This is a genomic window from Mycobacterium fragae, assembly GCF_002102185.1.
Taxonomy (GTDB): Bacteria; Actinomycetota; Actinomycetes; order Mycobacteriales; family Mycobacteriaceae; genus Mycobacterium; species Mycobacterium fragae.
In genome coordinates, this window is the sequence record NZ_LQOW01000008.1 from 72,267 (window position 1) to 89,121 (window position 16,855).

The following is a 16,855-nucleotide window of genomic DNA, read 5'->3' on the forward strand; positions in this document are numbered from 1 at the left end:
CTCACTGCGCGGACTGCAACATCTCCCGCAGTCGCCAGAGGTCGACCTTGCCGGTCGGCCCGCGTGGAATCGCGTCGTCGGAATCCACCAGCAGCCACACCGTCGGTACCTTGAAGGAGCTCAGTAGCTTTCGCGCGCATCCGCGGAGCTGCTCGGCGGTTATTGTGGCCGTGTCGCAGACGACTGCCGCGCCCACTTGATCGCCTTGCGCGCCGGTTACGTTGGCGACAAAAGCGTTGTCGACGCCATCGATTTCCAGCAGGGCCTGCTCGACCTCGCCGGGATACACCGTGGCACCGCTCACCTTGAACATGTCGTCGGAACGGCCGTGGTAGAACAGGAAGCCGTCGTCGTCGAGGCGGCCGAGATCGCCGGTCGGGTAAAACCCATCGGCGGTGAAGAGTTCTTCCCGGCTGCGCCGGCACATCCCGCGCAGTGTGTGTGGTCCGCGGATCTGAATGATCCCAACGGTTCCCGCCGGCAGCGGACATCCGGTGTCGGGGTCGGCGATGCGGACACCCATTCCCGGGAAGGGCTTGCCGCAACTGCCCCAGGCGGAGCGCGGCATGTCGGTGTCCGCGGGGTAACCGCAGTAGGGGCCGAACGCCTCGGTCATGCCGAACAAGCTGGCTCGGGCTCCGGGTTCGGCACGTTGCTCGGGTGGCAGCAGCGCATCCAGACTGCCCGCGCGCAGCGCGGAGAGATCCGTTTCGGCCCTGCTGGGGTGGCGGGCCAGAGCTTCGGCCTGATCGGGCCAGCCGCGAAACAGCGTCACCCGCTCGCGTTCCAGCAGCCGCAAGGTGGTGTCCGGCCGGGGAATTTCCTCGGTGACCAGGGTGGCGCCAGCCAGTAGTGCGGAGAGCACGCCGCTGCCGAAGCCGCCCACCCAGAAGAACGGCATCGGTAGATACAAGCGGGTATCCGCGTCGATGCAGCGGCTTGCCAGACCCGATTGCACCGCGCCCAGGGCGCTGCCGTGCGAGTGCACGACGCCCTTGGGCGGTCCGCTGCTTCCGGAGGTGAAGATGATGACCATCGGGTCGCTGGGCATGACCGTCGCCGCGAGCGCATCGACGATCCGGGCGGCCCGTTCGCTCACGGGGAGCTGCCGCAACTGGTCGGTACGCCAAACCTGCCGCAGCGCAGGAAGTTCGGCTGGCTTGAGGTCGTCGAGATAGCGGTGACCGCGGAACTCGTCGACGCTGATCAGAAACTGCACCGAGGCCACCCGCAACTGGGCCATCAGCTCCCGGGCCTGCAGCAAGGTGCTCAACGGAACCAGTACGGCGCCAATCCGGGTCAGCGCGATGGCGACTTGTACCCAGCGCACACCGTTGGGCATGATCAGCCCCACGCGGGTGCCCTTCCCGATTCCGGCCTCGATGAACGCCGCCGCCAAATCACGTGTGGTGACGTCGAGTTCGTCGTAGCTGAGTCGGGAGTCCGGGTCGATCACCATCGGTTTGGCGCCGTGCTCGGCGGCGCGAAGCCTCACGATCCGATCGATGGTGCGATCACCCATCGAAAATCTTCTTCAGTTCGTGCAAATCGACCTTGCCGCTGGATAGCAGCGGCAGGCGGTCCGCGGGGATCACGGCGAACCTCTTGGGGATCTTGTACGCCGAGAGTTCGGCGGTCAGCGCCCGGCGAAGCGCGTTCTCGTCGAATTGGGCGCCGTTCTCCACCGCGATCACCGCAGCAACCACCTGTCCGCGTTCGGGATCGGGGATGCCGACCACATGGGCGACCACGCCTCCGGTGACCTTGCCGATCGCCTTCTCGACCTCGGAGGGCGAGACATTGGCACCGGCGGTTTTGATCATCGAATCGCGGCGCCGGATGAAATAGAGAAACCCGTCGCGGTCGGTGGCCACCAGGTCGCCGGTGTGAAACCAGCCGTCGACGTCGAAGCATTCTTCCCGGCTGCGCTTGTAGTACCGCTGCATCAGGTAGGGCCCGCGGATGCAGAGCTCTCCGAGTTCGCCCTCCGCCACGGGCATTCCGCTGTGCGGATCAAGCACCTTGGTTTCGAATCCCGGTGCCGGCTTGCCGAACGATCCGCGGCGATGCTCGGGTTGGTCGCCCTCGTCGTCGCTGATCGAAACGACACTGCCTGCCTCGGTCAGGCCGAGCATGTTGTGCCGCAACTCGGGATCAGCCGGTCGAACTTCGGGCGCCATGATCGGGTAGAGGTTGCCGCGTCTCATCGACGACAGGTCCCGGCTGGCAAAACTCGGATGTCGTACGAGGTGGGCGATCCCGACGGCAAATCCATTGGCGGCCGTGGGCTTTTCGGCTTCCAGCAGATCAAGTGTCTGCGCCGCATCGGACGCATTGGAACACACCAGCGTCGATCCGGCGACCAAGGTGGCTAACAGCGCAAATGCGAATCCACCGATCCAGAAGAACGGCGAATTGCAGAACAGCTTGTCGTCAGCGCTCAACGCGCGAATCTCGTTGAGGTTGCGCTGATGGTTGAGCAGCGCGCCGTGAGTGTGCACCACGCCTTTGGGCGCGCTTGTCGTGCCCGACGTATAGATGATCGCAAGGGGGTCAGAACCGTCGACATCCTGTTCCATTGCCGTCAACAGGGTCTCGTCGAGCGTCGCGGCGAGCGCGCAGAGCTTGTCCGTATCGATCACCACATGACGCAGCTGCGGGACGCGCTCGTTGAATAATCGGCGCTCACACCTCAAGTCGCTGTCTGAGAGAACCTCAGACACCCGCCGCGCGTAGTCGTGGGAGCGGTAGGATGCTGCGGCGAGAAGGATCTGCACGTCGCTGTCGACCAATTGATCGCGGAGCTCCGGCGCAGTGGCGAACGTAGAGAACGGGACGGCGACGGCGCCGATTCGCGCGGCGGCCAGCATGGCGAGGACAAAAGCGACGCCGTTGGGGTACATCAACCCGACATGGCTACCCTTGCCGGCGCCCAGAGCCATGAGCCCACGAGCCAGTTGCGCGGAGCGACGATCAGCCTCGGCGTAACTGACGCGTTCGGCGTCGCAGACCAGAAATTGATGATCGCCCCTGCTGCGCACTTGGCCTCGCAGGATTTCGCCGACAGTCGGCGAGTCAATCGGCATGGTCGCCCTGCGCAGCGGAGACCGTGTCGCTGAAGAAACGTCGGACCGCAGCGAGATCGGCCTTGCCCGACGGCGTTCTGGGCATTTCGTCGAGGATCGCGATTTCGGTGGGAATCTCGTAGCGCGCCAAGCGGGTCCGTAGGTAGTCGACCAGCGCAGCGGCGTCGGCCGATGCCGGCTTTCGCAGCTCCACCACGGCGACGGGTGTTTCGCCGAGGCGCTCGTCAGGCCGTCCGACCACCGCAGCGGCGGCGACCGCGGGATGGCTCTCCAGTGCGATGCGCACGTCGTCGGGCATGACCTTGAAGCCGCCGCGAATGATGGCCTGATCGGAGCGGCCGACGATCCACAGGAACCCGTCGGCGTCGATGCGCGCCATGTCCGTGGTGCGGATCCAATCCGTCGCAGGCCCCAGCTGCCCCGGTTTGACTTCGAGCAGGCCGATCTGGTCGGGCCCGAGGGGACTGCCGTCGTCGCTGACGACTCGCAGTTGCGCTCCGAGGCTGGCTCGTCCCACGCTGCCTCGTTTGGCCTGCCAGTACTGCTGGTGGTCGGCCAATGTCCAGCCGGCTACACCGCCGCCGAATTCGGTTGCCGCATAGGATGTCAGCACCGGGATGCCGTATTTGTCGGTGAACGCGTCAGCATCCTCCGGTGACAGTGGGGCGGTGCCGGATGTCACGGCGCGGATGCTCTGCAGGTCGTCGGCAGTCAACTCCGAATGCAGCACCATCCGCAATGCGGCGGGCACCAGCGAGACCGTCCGCGGCTTGTGCTTGCGCACCGCCTCGGCCCAGCGGCCCAGCTCGAATCGCTCCAGCAGCACAAAGGGTCTCGCCTCGGCGACACATTGCAATACCCGGAATACGCCGCCGATGTGTACCAACGGCGAGTTCACGATCGCGACGCCGCGCCGCAGCTCCGTCGGCGCCGGTGGCCGCTCGGTCTCGGGACCCAACACGCTGTGCGCCAGCATGTCGTAGGTGAGATCGACCCGCTTGGGCGGTCCGGTCGTCCCGCTGGTCAGCATGCGCACCGCAACCCCGGGGCGTACCTGAGCATCGGCGCCACGGTCGGCGACTACCCGCACTTGCGGCTCGCTCGCCAGGTCCGAGATCGACACCACGTTGGTCGCAGTCGGTTCGGTCACGTCCGCAAGGTCATCGGGCTCGCCGATCAGCATTGGGAGGGCAAGCTTTTCGACGTCGGCTCTGGTGCGGTCCTCGCTACGGGCCGGGTTGATCGTGACGACCGTGGCTCCGCCCAGCAGAACCCCAAGGAGCGCTGCAACGTGTGTCGGCTTGTTGCGCAGCATGATTCCGACCTGGGGCCAACTGCTACCGACGAGAACACGGATCCTGTCTGCCATCTCGGCGAGCTGTGCCCACGACAGCCATTGGCCGTCGTATTCGATGGCCCGCGCGTCGGGTTGCAGGCGCAAGACATCGGCGATGCGCTGGCTGAGCGGATGCATCGTCACCTGGTCCTCGGCTGCACAACGGGGGGGCTGTGCGTCGCCAGCTCAGCGGTTCCGATCGGATTACCGAGGCGGGTGTAGATGAGGTTCTGCTCCATCGCCGCCCGGTATGGCTTGTCCAGCGACTCCCAGATCGCCTTGACGGTGCCCTGGGTCGCCGACGGCGGCTTGGTCGCGATCGCCGCGGCGATCTCGTGCGCACGCGGCCACAGTTCGTCGGGGGAGACCACTTCGGACACCAGGCCGATGCGAAGAGCGGTGTCGGCGCTGACGCGCTCGTCGTTGCCCATCAGTGCTATTCGTAATGTCTCGCCCAGGCCGACGCGGCGCATCAGGCCGATCGGCTCCAGCGCGCAGATCAGTCCTGCCGACACGTGGGAGTCGAAAAATGTGGCGTCCGTCGAGCAGATGGCCACATCGGACTCGTTGAGGAAGTAAAACGCGCCCGCAGTGCAGATACCTTGCACGGCGCACACCACCGGCTTCCACATCTTCTGCCACTTCGGGCTGAGCGATTCGCCGGGATCCTCGTGGTTCCAGATGTTTTCGGGTTGGCCGTAGGGAGTTTTGATGTCGAGGCCGGCACTGAACGCCTTACCGGCGGCACGCAGCACCACCGCGTTGACCGAATCGTTCGACTTGACGGTCGCCCAGGCTTGGGCCATCTCCTCACACATCGTCCGGTTGAACGCGTTGAGCTGATCGGGCCGGTTCAACGTGATAGTGGCGACCCGATCGGCGCCGTCCACGTCGAGCTGGATGGTTTGAAAGCTCATCGGCACTGCCATTCCGGTGGGCGCTTCTCGATGAAAGCTTTGGGGCCCTCGAGTGAGTCTTCGGTGTGCAGGTTGCGTTCGCGGAATGACTCGGCCAGCATCTCGGCCTCGTGCAGCGGCAGGTCCAGGCCCTTGAGGATGGCCAGGCGGGTGCCCCGGACGGCCAGCGGCGCATTGGAGTTGACGATGTCGGCGATCTCGTGGGCGCGTTCCAGCAGCCGGTCGTGTTCGACGATCTCGCTGATCAATCCGAGTTCATATGCGCGTTGGGCGCTCATCCGCTCATGCTTGCCCATCAGTGCCATCCGCAGTGCGACCGAACGGGGCAGTACCCGAGCCACCCGAACCACCTCGCGTGCGGCCACCAGCCCGATGCTGACATGAGGGTCGAAGAACGTCGCTTTGTCGGACGCGATGACGATGTCTCCGGTCGTGACCCAATCGAGCCCGGCCCCACAACACAATCCGTTGATCGCGGCGAGCACTGGCTTGGCCATCGTGCGAAACGGCGGAGTGCCCTCCTGCGGCGCTTCCCACTGTTCGTAGGTGGACATATATGGCCGCTCGTTGATCACCTTCCCGTCGCCGGGGATCGCCTTGACGTCCGCGCCGGTGCAAAAGGCGCGTCCGGTGCCCGTGACAATGAGAAGCCATACCGCGTCGTCGTTTTCGGCCTCGTTGTACGCAGCGCGCAACTCGGTGATCATGTGCGGGCTGAGCGCGTTGAGAGCATCCGGCCGGTTCAGCGTAATCGTGGCCTTGTGCCCGTCGACCTCATACTTGATGGTGTCGAAAGTCGGTGGCGACATCAGGTTTCCCCTTCGCTCTGGCCCGCCGTCATCGGCCGCGAAATTCCGGCGGTCGTCGTTCTCGAAACGCCGCCAGGCCCTCTTTGAAATCTGCTGTCCGGCATGAAAGCTCCAGATTGAAGAGTTCTTGCGTCATGGACTGGGCCAACGTCACATGCTGGCCGTAGTGAAGCGCCTGCTTGGCCAGACCGAGTGCCACCGTGGGACCGGCGGCCAGTCGTGTCAGCAGTTGCCCGGTTGTGTTCTCGAGGTCCGCCGAGTTGACGGCTCGGTGGATCAGTCCCCAGTCGGCGGCATCGGTTGCGGCGACTTTTTCGCCGAGCAGCAGCATCCGTTTTGCCCGCGTCATGCCGACCAGCCGGGGCAGCAGCCAGCTCGCGCCCGAATCCGGGCTGAAACCCCGCGTCACGAACGGCTCCCAGAACACCGCGTCGGTCGCGGCCACCGTGAAGTCTGCGGCCAGCGCCAGATTGCAGCCGAGGCCGACGGCGAATCCGCGCACGCTGCACACCACCGGCAGATGGATGGTGTGGATCAGTTCGATCACACGATGCGCGGCATGCGGGATGCGGCGGACGAGGTCGCCGGTCCGCGGGCGCGGTTGCCCGCTGTCGTTGGTGGCGACCCAGTCGGCGCCGGCGCAGAAGTCGTCGCCGGCGCCGCCGATATGGATTACGCGCAGCGAGTCGTCCGTCGCGGCGTCGGTCAACGCTTCGACGAACGCCTCGATCATGGGATGTGTCAGCGAGTTGCGCCGGGCCGACCGGTCCAAGGTGAGTCGCAGAACCGTGCCGTCCCGGCTCGTGGTGAGCGAGCCGTCGGCCGGCGCGGGATCGCGGTCTTGACTCACCGTTGAATCCGCCCTTCCCCGCCGATACGGTTACCCATACAGTAGGCGATACGATTGCTACGCTGTATAACTTAGCAAGGAAAGCCTGGCGGCGGAACAGCCGCGTTGGAAACGAGGACGCATGGCGACCAGCAGCGCTGCCAGATTCGGCGAGGAGCCGCTTGCCCAGACCGTCGCCGCTGCAGGCGCCATTCGCCGTCTCAGTTCACTGTTGCTTTCTTTAGAACATGCCCACCCCACAGTGGACAACATCGTTGCGCAAATCGGGGATTGGGAACGCGAGCTGGCCGCGGCGGCGCCGCCCGACAGCGCACCCCGCATCGGCTCCGACCAGGCCAGCCGACGCGTCTATCTCGACCACGCGACAGACATCGGCGCGTTCAACCCGTGCTTTCCGGAATACTGCTTCGACCGCCTCGACGCCGAGACCGCGTGCGGCCGGGTCACCTTTCCGTTGGTGTACGAGGGACCGCCGGGATTGGTCCACGGCGGCTTTCTCGCGGTGTTCTTCGACTGTGTCATGCAGCACCAGAACTGCGTTGCCGGGCTCTCCGGCAAGACCCGTTCGCTTAACGTCACCTTCCGTCGGCCGACACCCGTGCTCACCGAGCTGCAATTCGACATCGCACGGTCGGAGGTGGACCGGGGCATCACGTCGACCGCCCGGTTGCTGCTCGATGACGAGGTGCTCTGCATCGGCGAGGTGAACACGTTGGCGCAGCCGCCAGACAAGTTGACCGGATACCGGTTCGGCAAGCGACGAGCCGAGAAGGCCTGACATGGCACGCATCCGCCAACCCCGCGTCGCCGAAATCGTCGCGTCGCGGCTGCGTGACGACATCCTGTCCGGACGCCTGAAAGAAGGCGACACACTTCCATCGCAGGAAACCCTGTTTTCGGAATTCGGCGTCAGTCCTCCCGCCGTGCGGGAAGCAATCCACATCTTGGAGAGCGACGGGTTGATCTCGGTGCGCCGCGGCAATGTCGGTGGCGCAGTTGTGCACGCGCCGGCGGCGGAACGGACGGCGCACATGATCAGCATGGTTTTGCAGGCCCGCGCGGCGACACCGGCCGACGTCAGCGAGGCCTTGCTGCATCTCGAACCGATCTGCGCCGGGATGTGTGCCGCTCGCGACGATCGTATGACCGAAGTGGTGCCCTATCTACAGGCTGAAATCGACGCGCAAGCAGAGCAATTCGATGATCTCGCGCGATACGTTCCGAATGCGCGGCGGTTCCACGAAACGCTGGTGTCGCGATGCGGCAACGAGCCGATGATCCTGGTGATCGGCTCGCTGGAATTGATCTGGTCGGCGCACGAGTCGTCGGTATGGAGCGATGACGGCGATCCGGCGCCCATGGCCGGCAAGACCAGACGCGCAGCGCTGCGCGACCATCAGCGTCTGCTCGACGCCATCCGCGACGGCAATGCCACCCGAGCGGTCCGGCTGGCGCAGGATCACCTGGCGGCTGCGCGCCGCAACACCCTTGCCTTCGGCACCGACAAAACCATTGAGGCCAAGCGGATGTCGGATGGCGGGCGCAGAAAGGAGCCGGTCAGATGACAGCGGCAGACGATCGTGTTCTGTACGACGTCGATTCCGAAAAGCGGATCGCCACCATCACGCTGAACAACCCCAAGCAGCGCAACTCCTACGACGCCACCATGCGCGATGCCATCGCCCGATATCTGGATCAGGTCGCTGACGACGACGATCTCGTCGTAGTGCTGCTGCGCGGAGCCGACGGCGTCTTCAGCACCGGCGCCGATATGAACAATGCTTACGAATGGTACGGCGAGCGGGGTGCCCAAACCGCGCCGGCCAAAAGCCGTCCCAGCCAACGCCGCAGGCTCACTGTCGACCGCAAGTCGTTCGGCTTCTACCACAACCTGATGGGGTTCCCCAAGGTCACCGTCGGCGAGATCAGTGGCTACGCGCTCGGCGGTGGATTCGAGATGGCGCTGATGACCGACATCTCCGTGATCGCCCGCGATACCAAGATCGGCATGCCGGCCACCAGGTTCCTCGGGCCTGCGCTGGGCAGCCTGCACATGTTCTTCCACCGATTAGGACCGGTACTGGCACGGCGCCTGCTATTGACCGGCGACATCATCGAAGCCGGCGAAATTGAGCACCTGGGAATCTTCACTGACACTTGCGATCCCGGAATGGTTGCGGCCCGGGCTCGGTACTGGGCGGAGAAGGCCGCGAAAATGCCGGCCGACGGTGTCGTCATCGCCAAAGAGGCGTTCCGGCTCGTCGAACAGACCCAGGCCTACCAGGGTGAGGAAGTGGCGAGCTACCTGTTCCACGCATTCGGAACCAACCTGCAATTCGCGCCGGGGGAGTTCAACTTCGTCAAGACCCGAGCGCAGCATGGGACCAAAGAGGCATTCCGGTTGCGCGACGAGCACTTCGACGTACCGGAACCTTAGCGTGACGCTTTGGCCCGTGCCCGTGTTGATTTGGTTGTCTTAGTTGTCTTCCGTTGCCGCGCAGTGGACTTCGAATTCTGCTCAATCAATCGGCCGGCGTGGTCGAGAATGCAGTCCAGGCCGTATTCGAAATTGTTGTCGTCGGCAGCCCCGATATGGTGGCCTTTTGCCGTCATTTTGGCGAGCAGCGGCGCCGTTTGGGGATCGATGACCATGGCGTCCTCGATGGTGCGTGCCCCGTTCTCGCTCGCTTGGTTCTTTTGCTGCAGCCGGTGCAGAACCACGGAGCCGCGGACATGAACAGACACCGCCGAATAGGTGTCGAAGGCTTCTTCCGGCGATAGTCCTGCCTCGACCAGCCCCGCGATCGCCTTCTCGATTTCCTGCACGCCCAGCCGTGCCGCTCTCGGGCTGAGCGCCGACCTGATCAAAATCAGATCGCACAGTATCGGGTTGCCCATGAACGTTTTCCGCATCGAACGTGCATGGTTGCGCAACGTCTCGCGCCAGTCCTTGGCTTCCACGTACGGCGTGGCGAACACATACTTGCGCAAGGCGCGGTCGGTCATCGCGTTGAGCAGGTCGTCCTTCTTGCGGAAATACCAGTAGATGCTGGTGACTCCGACACCGAGGTGCTTACCGAGCAGCGGCATGCTCAGGTTGTCGATCGACACCTGCTCCGCGAGTTCGAATGCACCGGTGATGATGTCATCTGGATTGATGGACCCGCGTTCGCGTCGCTGACGCTTTTCGGCGGTTGCTTGCTTCGCCACTGCGGGCACCTCCTCGACGGGACATCTGCCTGCTACTGTAATACCCACCGTAGGCATTTTGGTATCCGCGGCTGCGGCACGCGATGGTGATAGGCGCTTATGCCATGGACTTAGGACTGGCCGACGCGAACGCGGCAGTGGTCGGCGGTGGTCGCGGGATGGGACTGGCCACCGCGCGCTGCTTGGCCGATGACGGCGCCAGGATCGCGATCATCGCCCGCTCGCGACCCGACCTCGATCGCGCGACAGCGGACCTGACTGGTCGCGGCAGCCCGGACGCCGTCGGACTGGTGGCCGACGTCCGCGATGCCGGACAGGTCGACGCGGTCTTCGCCGAGCTCGGTGAGCGGTGGAACGGCGAACTCAACATCCTGATCAACGCCGTCGGACCAGGCGCGGCAGGTAGCTTCGAGGACCTGACCGACGACCAGTGGCGTCAGGCTTTTGAGGACGGCGTGATGGGCATGGTGCACTGCGTGCGTTCGGCACTTCCGCTGCTTCGCAACGCGGCGTGGGCGCGAATCGTCAACTTCTCCGCGCACTCGACACAGCGGCAAAGTGTCATCCTGCCTGCCTACACTGCGGCCAAAGCGGCGCTGACGAGCATCTCCAAAAACTTGTCGCTGCTGCTGGCCAAGGACGAGATCCTGGTCAATGTGGTCTCCCCGGGCAGCATCGCCTCCGAGTCGCTGGTCGGCTGGGCGAAGTCTGTGGGCGTTGACGGTGATGACCCCTATCAGTTGATGGACGCCATCGCCAAGCACTTCGGGCATCCCGCCCACATGCCACGAGCCGGGCTACCGGACGAAATGGGGCCCGTCGTAGCGTTTTTGGCGTCTAAACGCAATTCCTATATGACCGGCGCGAATATCAACGTCGACGGCGGTTCGGACTTCACCTAACCCACAGGAGCGGATGGTGGCAACAGCTAGTGAGGCATGTGCGTGGGCATGCAGCAATTTGCGCGGAATCGGTGACTCGCTGTACACGCCGTTCTGCGGCGACGACGGCGACGACATCGACTGGGACGCTTACCAGACCCTAATCCGTTACTGCGTCAGCGATCTCAAGCATCCGCTGCTGTGGTGCACCAGCGGCATCGCCGAATTCTGGTCGCTGACGCTCGATGAGCGCAAGCGCTTGCTGGAAGTGGCAATCGAGGAGGCCAGGGCCGCGAATCCCGACATCGTGGTGCAGGCCTGCACGGCCGCCATGTCGGCCAAGGACTGTTTGGAGCTGACGCTGCACGCCCAGGGTGCCGGCGCCGACATCGCCTACATCCAGACCCCGATGATGGAAGCTCACGGCGGTAAGGCGTACTGAGGTTCTTCGAATACATTGGCCGGCGCACGGATATCGCGCTGGGCATGTTCAATTCGCCCTCTTCGGGGTATGTGCTGACGGCAGCGGAAAGCGCGCGGATCTACCACGAGATACCCGCGGTCTGCGCTACCAAGGAGGGTGCCTTCCGGCCGGCTAACAGCCGGTTGTTGCATGAACTGGCACCGGATCTGGTGATCTGGGAATGCGAAAAGACGGTGTATCGGGCCGGATGGCTGCGCGACGGGATCGTCTGCCCGGCCCAGTTGGGCACGGCCGGCTATCTGTTCGAGACTCCGCAGCGGCCATTGCTTTCCGAGTATTGGGACTTGGTGTGCAACGACAAGCTCGTCGAGGCGATGGACTACGCCCGTGATTCGGGCCTCGACCAGTTCGACATCGACCTCGGATCCTGGTTCACCTGCTATCCCGGCCGCGCCGACTACTTCACGCACTGGGGCGGTGCGTTCAAATACGCCGCGTCGATTCTCGGCCTGCCGGTGGGCGGCTATCCGCATTCCCGGCCCCCGCAGGCCGAGTTGCCGCCCGAAGCCAAGAGCCAGATCGAAAACGCGTATCGACGACTCGGACTCATCGATGCCTCCGTGTCCGCCGGGTAGCGGGTTTTCCCTGCTCGCGCCGCACTCCGCTGCCGTCGAGGCCAGTTGCGGAATGCACTACCGATAGGTATACAGTATGGATACAAACTTTGATCAGGTAGCGCGAGTGGCCACTTAATGCACGCCGTTGGCGGTTTTGCGTGTCTTAACTGGCGACTGGGCGACGGGAGGATCGCATGAGCACCGCCGAAGGTGTGGCCACGGACGACGCGGTGCTTTACGAGACGACGCCGGCCGGCGTCGCGGTCTTGACGTTGAACCGCCCGGACCGACTCAACACCTGGGGCGGCGATATCGCGACCGCCTTCTACGCCGGCCTGGACCGCGCCGAGGACGACGCGGGCGTTCGAGCGATCGTGGTGACCGGTCGGGGCAAGGCCTTCTGTGCCGGCGCTCAGCTGGGTGCAATGGGCGGTTTAAAAGGAGATGTCGCCGAATCGTTAGAGAAGACCGACGATCAGAAGCTGACCGAGTTGGTCGGCGAACGGCAACCCTACTATTTGACAACCCTGTGCAAACCCGTCATCGCGGCCATCAACGGGTCGTGTGTCGGAATCGGCCTCACCCAGGCACTGATGTGCGACGTGCGGTTCGCCGCCGCCGGCGCCAAGTTCGCGGCGTCATTCGCACGCCGCGGACTGATCGCCGAGTACGGCATCTCGTGGATACTTCCGCGGCTGGCCGGCTGGGGCGTTGCGCTCGATCTGTTGTTGAGCGGCCGAACTTTCCTCGCCGAGGAGGCGGCCGAACTCGGCCTGGTCAAAGAAGTGGTCGCGCCAGAACACCTGATGCAGCGCGCGATGGAGTACGCCGAGGACATTGCGCGCAACTGCTCGCCGGCGTCGATGGCCGTCATCAAGCGGCAGGCCTACGGTGATGCCATGCGCGAGGTCGCGGACGCGAGTGCGAGGGCCGAAAAATTCTTGCACGAGTCGCTGCAACGCCCGGATGTCATCGAGGGGATCACGAGTTTCTTCGAGAAGCGGGCACCCAATTTTCCCGGGCTGGAAGGATCACCATGGCCAACCTGAGCTACAAGGCGATCGACGTCGACAACCACTACTACGAGCCGCTGGACGCGTTCACCCGGCACCTGGACAAGAAGTTCCGCAAACGCGGCGTGCAGATGGTCAGCGACGGCAAGCACACCCAGGCGATCATCGGCGACCGCGTCAACCGCTTCATCCCGAACCCGACCTTCGACCCGATCATCGTGCCCGGCTGCCTCGATCTGCTGTTCCGCGGCGAGATTCCGGAGGGCGTCGACCCGGCGTCGCTGATGAAGGTCGAGCGGCTTGGGGACCACCCGGAGTATCAGAACCGCGACGCTCGTATCAGGGTGATGGAGAGCCAGGGTATCGAGACGGTGTTCATGTTGCCGACGTTCGCGTGCGGCGTCGAGGAAGCGCTCAAGCACGACATCGACGCAACGATGGCCTCACTGCACGCCTTCAACCTGTGGCTCGACGAGGACTGGGGTTTCGATCGGCCCGACCATCGGATCATCGCCGCGCCGATCATTTCGCTGGCCGACCCCGAGGCGGCCGTCGAGGAGCTCGAGTTCGTGTTGGGACGTGGCGCGAAACTGGTGCTGGTGCGGCCCGCACCGGTTCCCGGCGTGGTCAAGCCGCGGTCGTTGGGCGACCCCGTCCACGATCCGGTATGGGCCAGGTTGGCGGAGGCGGGAGTTCCGGTGGGCTTCCACTTGAGTGACAGCGGCTACCTGCAGATCGCCGCGATGTGGGGCGGCAAGTCGACGTTCGAGGCGTTCGCCGGGGCAAATCCGTTGGACCAGGTACTCGTCGACGACCGCGCGATTCACGACACCATGGCCTCGATGATCGTGCACGGGGTGTTCACCCGTCATCCGCAACTGAAGGCGGTCAGCATCGAGAACGGTTCATACTTCGTGTACCGGCTGATCAAGCGCCTGAAGAAGGCAGCAAACAACCACCCGCGGCTGTTCCCCGAGGACCCGGTGGAACAGTTGCGCAACAATGTCTGGATCGCCCCCTACTACGAGGACGACTTGCCGGCGCTGGCATCGGCGATCGGCGTCGACAAGATTCTGTTCGGCTCGGACTGGCCGCATGGCGAAGGCTTGGAGAATCCGGTGTCGTTCACCGAGGAACTAGCCGGTTTCAGCGAGGGCGATATTCGGAAAATCATGCGCGACAACGCGTTGGACCTCTTGGGCGTCACGGTGGGGTCGGCGGCTTGACCGCTCGAAGCCGAGCAAACCCATGAGCGAGTGGACCATCGGCGCCGTGCTGGACGCCATCGCGGATGTCGTCCCTGATCGGCTGATGACGCTGTGCGGAGACCGCCGCAGCACATTCGCGGAATCGGCAATACGGACCGCCCGGCTGGCGAGCTTCTTGAGCGCCAACGGGTTTGGTGCGCACCGTGCCCGCGAAACGCTCAACCGCTGGGAGTGCGGACAGGATCGGGTCGCGCTGATCATGTACAACGACCTCTACCCCGACATGGTGATCGGCTGCCTCAAAGCGCGGGCCGTTCCGGTCAACGTGAACCACTACTACTCGCCACGCGAGATCGCGGATTTGCTCGCCTACGTGCGGCCACGGGGCATCATCTATCACCGCTCACTCGGGGCGCGATTCGCTGAGGTGCTTCCGCCCGAGGGAACCGAGCTCCTGATCTCGATCGACGACGGCAGCGGCGCTCCCGAGCTGGCGGGCGCAATTCCACTGGATGAGGCGCTGGCGCAAGGGAATACCGACCATACTGTTACGGGATCGCCGGATGACCTGATCATGATGTGCACCGGCGGCACCACCGGGCGCCCCAAGGGCGTGCTGTGGCGACAGTCCGACATGTACGTGGCATCGATGGTCGGCGCCGACCACGCCAGCGCCGAGGAGATCCACGCCAAGGTGCGCCCGGGGGGCCAGCCATGGTTCGCCGTTTCGCCGCTCATGCACGCGGCCGGCATGTGGACCGCCTTCGCGGCGTTGCTCAACGGTCTCCCCGTCGTGCTGTACGACGACCGGACGAAGCTGGATGTGCGCGCGGTGTGGGAAACCGCGGCGCGCGAAAAGGTCGGCATGATGACCATGGTCGGGGACGCGTATGCCGGTCCGCTGGTTGCCGAACTCCGACGCGGCTCGTACGACTTGTCCTCGCTGCAGTCCATCGGCACCGGAGGGGCCGCCACGAATCCCAAATACAAGCACGCGCTGATGGAGTGTCTGCCACACATCACGATCATCGAAGGCTACGGATCCTCGGAAACCGGCAACATGGGATTCGGCCACAGTCGCAACGGTGTCGCAAGCGAGACTTTCGAGCCCAGGGTGGGCGCGACGGTCGTCTCCGCAGACCTGAGCAGGTTCCTGCGCCCCGGCGAAAGCGAGATCGGCTGGGCGGCCAGGACCGGCCGGATTCCATTGGGCTACTTCGACGATGCCGAGGCCACCGAGCGGACCTTTCCTGAGGTGGAGGGCCAGCGGGTGGTCATCGCCGGTGACCGGGCGTCCGTCGAGGCGGACGGCACGATCCGGCTCTTCGGGCGCGACTCGCTGGTCGTGAACACCGGCGGCGAAAAGGTCTTCGTCGAAGAGGTCGAAGAAGTGCTGCGCGCGCATCCCGGCGTCGCCGACGCGTTGGTGGTGGGTCGGCCCAGCGAGCGGTGGGGCGAGGAAGTCGTCGCGCTGGTCGCGCCGCACCCGGACTCGGACGGCATCGGCGAGCAGGAGCTTTACCGTTTCTGCACATCCCAGCTGGCCCACTTCAAAGCGCCCAAGGCGTTCATCTTCGTCGAGCAGATTCAGCGACTCGGCAACGGCAAGCCGAACTACCAGTGGGCGAAACAACGGGCCGTGACACAGGTTCTGCAGGAGTCGCTATGACGCACAAGGCCATTGATTGCTTGGTGAACGTGCATTTCGGTGAGGCGGAAAGCCAGCCGACGTGGATGCTCAAGGTCCGCGATGACTACTTCAAAGGGCCGGAGTCGATGTTCGCGCCGGTTGACTTGGGTGAGCTGCTCGAGGAGATGGACGAGCAGGGTGTGCAGAAGGCCATTCTGATGGACTCACTCGTCAAGCCGTCCACCACGGCCCGCAAGTTCATCGCGGCGCAGCCGGATCGGTTCGCCTTGGCGATGGGCGGTGTCAACCTGCTGCGTCCGGTGCAACCATTGCGGGAATTGAGCGCTGTGGTAAACGATTTGCCGGTCGCCTACGCCATGGTGGGGCCCAGCTTCTGGGGCGACGGGCAGTATCCGCCCAGTGACGCGGTTTACTATCCGCTATACGCCAAATGCGCGGAACTGGACCTGCCGCTGTGTGTCAACACTGGCATTCCGGGGCCGCCGATCCCCGGGGAAGTGCAGCACCCCATGCATCTCGACCGGATCTGCGTGCGCTTCCCGGAGTTGCGTCTCTGCATGATCCACGGCGCCGACCCATGGTGGGACGTCGCGATCCGGCTGCTGATCAAATACAGCAACCTGCGCCTGATGACGTCGGCGTGGTCCCCGAAGCGACTGCCGGAAAACCTGCTGCACTACATGCGAACTCGAGGCCAAAACAAAGTGATCTACGCATCGGACTGGCCGGTTTTGAAGATGCGGCGGGTAGTACCCGAAGCACTCGCTCTGGATCTGCCCGCCACGGTGCTCGACAACTATCTCTACAACAACGCACAGGAATTCTTTTTCGGTGGCCAGGAGGAGCGCTGAGT

At 64.3% G+C, this 16,855-nt stretch carries 15 protein-coding genes and 1 pseudogene; 9 read left to right on the forward strand and 7 right to left on the reverse strand.

Annotation, left to right across the window (positions count from 1 at the left end):
* Position 1: 1 nt before the first annotated feature.
* The 6 genes from AWC06_RS05770 to AWC06_RS05795 are packed head-to-tail and all read right to left on the reverse strand — an operon-like array spanning position 2 to position 6,998.
* Positions 2-1,522 carry a class I adenylate-forming enzyme family protein gene (locus AWC06_RS05770; protein WP_085195294.1) on the reverse strand — a complete coding sequence of 507 codons (1,521 nt, stop codon included), beginning with the start codon at positions 1,520-1,522 and terminating at the stop codon, positions 2-4.
* Entirely contained in the window at positions 1,515-3,086 is a 1,572-nt protein-coding gene (locus AWC06_RS05775) for a class I adenylate-forming enzyme family protein (RefSeq protein WP_085195296.1), read from the reverse strand. The genes AWC06_RS05770 and AWC06_RS05775 overlap by 8 nt, the downstream gene beginning before the upstream one ends.
* A complete protein-coding gene (locus AWC06_RS05780; RefSeq protein ID WP_139819926.1) occupies positions 3,076-4,566 on the reverse strand; it encodes a class I adenylate-forming enzyme family protein in 1,491 nt (496 codons plus the stop codon). Before AWC06_RS05780 ends, AWC06_RS05775 begins: the two co-directional genes overlap by 11 nt.
* Positions 4,563-5,339 (reverse strand): enoyl-CoA hydratase/isomerase family protein, encoded by a 777-nt coding sequence (locus AWC06_RS05785; RefSeq protein WP_085195431.1) that lies wholly within the window; start codon positions 5,337-5,339, stop codon positions 4,563-4,565. Before AWC06_RS05785 ends, AWC06_RS05780 begins: the two co-directional genes overlap by 4 nt.
* Positions 5,336-6,148: an enoyl-CoA hydratase/isomerase family protein gene (locus AWC06_RS05790; protein ID WP_085195300.1), complete on the reverse strand. Its 813-nt coding sequence runs from the start codon at positions 6,146-6,148 to the stop codon at positions 5,336-5,338. Before AWC06_RS05790 ends, AWC06_RS05785 begins: the two co-directional genes overlap by 4 nt.
* A 28-nt stretch (positions 6,149-6,176) precedes the next feature.
* Positions 6,177-6,998, reverse strand: a complete 822-nt coding sequence (locus AWC06_RS05795) for an enoyl-CoA hydratase/isomerase family protein (protein WP_085195302.1) — start codon at positions 6,996-6,998, stop codon at positions 6,177-6,179.
* A 121-nt stretch (positions 6,999-7,119) separates the two neighbouring features.
* On the opposite strand from AWC06_RS05795, the gene AWC06_RS05800 reads away from it, so the two are divergent.
* The 3 genes from AWC06_RS05800 to AWC06_RS05810 are packed head-to-tail and all read left to right on the forward strand — an operon-like array spanning position 7,120 to position 9,435.
* Positions 7,120-7,776 carry a hotdog family protein gene (locus AWC06_RS05800; RefSeq protein WP_085195304.1) on the forward strand — a complete coding sequence of 219 codons (657 nt, stop codon included), beginning with the start codon at positions 7,120-7,122 and terminating at the stop codon, positions 7,774-7,776.
* A gap of 1 nt (position 7,777) precedes the next feature.
* Entirely contained in the window at positions 7,778-8,563 is a 786-nt protein-coding gene (locus AWC06_RS05805) for a FadR/GntR family transcriptional regulator (protein WP_085195306.1), read from the forward strand.
* The gene (locus AWC06_RS05810) at positions 8,560-9,435 is read left to right on the forward strand and encodes an enoyl-CoA hydratase/isomerase family protein (RefSeq protein ID WP_085195308.1); all 876 of its coding nucleotides are present in this window, start codon (positions 8,560-8,562) and stop codon (positions 9,433-9,435) included. Before AWC06_RS05805 ends, AWC06_RS05810 begins: the two co-directional genes overlap by 4 nt.
* Here AWC06_RS05810 and AWC06_RS05815 read toward each other — a convergent pair.
* The gene (locus tag AWC06_RS05815; RefSeq protein ID WP_085195309.1) at positions 9,432-10,208 is read right to left on the reverse strand and encodes a TetR/AcrR family transcriptional regulator; all 777 of its coding nucleotides are present in this window, start codon (positions 10,206-10,208) and stop codon (positions 9,432-9,434) included. The two genes, AWC06_RS05810 and AWC06_RS05815, sit on opposite strands and share 4 nt — an antisense overlap.
* 104 nt (positions 10,209-10,312) lie before the next feature.
* Between AWC06_RS05815 and AWC06_RS05820 the strand changes: the two genes are divergently transcribed.
* The 6 genes and pseudogenes from AWC06_RS05820 (at position 10,313) to AWC06_RS05845 (ending at position 16,853) form a co-directional block, all read left to right on the forward strand.
* Complete coding sequence (locus AWC06_RS05820) at positions 10,313-11,110, forward strand: SDR family NAD(P)-dependent oxidoreductase (protein ID WP_085195433.1); 798 nt, start codon at positions 10,313-10,315, stop codon at positions 11,108-11,110.
* 16 nt (positions 11,111-11,126) lie between these two features.
* Positions 11,127-12,148: pseudogene (locus tag AWC06_RS05825) on the forward strand (dihydrodipicolinate synthase family protein).
* 176 nt (positions 12,149-12,324) lie between these two features.
* Positions 12,325-13,179 (forward strand): enoyl-CoA hydratase, encoded by an 855-nt coding sequence (locus tag AWC06_RS05830; protein ID WP_085195311.1) that lies wholly within the window; start codon positions 12,325-12,327, stop codon positions 13,177-13,179.
* A complete protein-coding gene (locus tag AWC06_RS05835) occupies positions 13,167-14,369 on the forward strand; it encodes an amidohydrolase family protein (RefSeq protein ID WP_085195313.1) in 1,203 nt (400 codons plus the stop codon). Before AWC06_RS05830 ends, AWC06_RS05835 begins: the two co-directional genes overlap by 13 nt.
* Positions 14,370-14,391: 22 nt before the next feature.
* The gene (locus AWC06_RS05840; RefSeq protein WP_085195315.1) at positions 14,392-16,020 is read left to right on the forward strand and encodes an acyl-CoA synthetase; all 1,629 of its coding nucleotides are present in this window, start codon (positions 14,392-14,394) and stop codon (positions 16,018-16,020) included.
* On the forward strand, positions 16,017-16,853 hold the full coding sequence (locus AWC06_RS05845) for an amidohydrolase family protein (protein WP_085195317.1): 837 nt from the start codon (positions 16,017-16,019) through the stop codon (positions 16,851-16,853). Before AWC06_RS05840 ends, AWC06_RS05845 begins: the two co-directional genes overlap by 4 nt.
* The last annotated feature ends 2 nt before the right edge of the window (positions 16,854-16,855 follow it).

What these genes read in the sequence shown, in the direction of transcription:
- AWC06_RS05810 (WP_085195308.1), top strand. Translation starts at nt 8,560, where the DNA reads ATGACAGCGGCAGACGATCGTGTTCTGTACGACGTCGATTCCGAAAAG.
- AWC06_RS05840 (WP_085195315.1), top strand. Translation starts at nt 14,392, where the DNA reads ATGAGCGAGTGGACCATCGGCGCCGTGCTGGACGCCATCGCGGATGTC.
- AWC06_RS05790 (WP_085195300.1), bottom strand. Translation starts at nt 6,148, where the DNA reads ATGTCGCCACCGACTTTCGACACCATCAAGTATGAGGTCGACGGGCAC.
- AWC06_RS05770 (WP_085195294.1), bottom strand. Translation starts at nt 1,522, where the DNA reads ATGGGTGATCGCACCATCGATCGGATCGTGAGGCTTCGCGCCGCCGAG.
- AWC06_RS05800 (WP_085195304.1), top strand. Translation starts at nt 7,120, where the DNA reads ATGGCGACCAGCAGCGCTGCCAGATTCGGCGAGGAGCCGCTTGCCCAG.
- AWC06_RS05805 (WP_085195306.1), top strand. Translation starts at nt 7,778, where the DNA reads ATGGCACGCATCCGCCAACCCCGCGTCGCCGAAATCGTCGCGTCGCGG.
- AWC06_RS05845 (WP_085195317.1), top strand. Translation starts at nt 16,017, where the DNA reads ATGACGCACAAGGCCATTGATTGCTTGGTGAACGTGCATTTCGGTGAG.
- AWC06_RS05785 (WP_085195431.1), bottom strand. Translation starts at nt 5,339, where the DNA reads ATGAGCTTTCAAACCATCCAGCTCGACGTGGACGGCGCCGATCGGGTC.
- AWC06_RS05835 (WP_085195313.1), top strand. Translation starts at nt 13,167, where the DNA reads ATGGCCAACCTGAGCTACAAGGCGATCGACGTCGACAACCACTACTAC.
- AWC06_RS05775 (WP_085195296.1), bottom strand. Translation starts at nt 3,086, where the DNA reads ATGCCGATTGACTCGCCGACTGTCGGCGAAATCCTGCGAGGCCAAGTG.
- AWC06_RS05830 (WP_085195311.1), top strand. Translation starts at nt 12,325, where the DNA reads ATGAGCACCGCCGAAGGTGTGGCCACGGACGACGCGGTGCTTTACGAG.
- AWC06_RS05820 (WP_085195433.1), top strand. Translation starts at nt 10,313, where the DNA reads ATGGACTTAGGACTGGCCGACGCGAACGCGGCAGTGGTCGGCGGTGGT.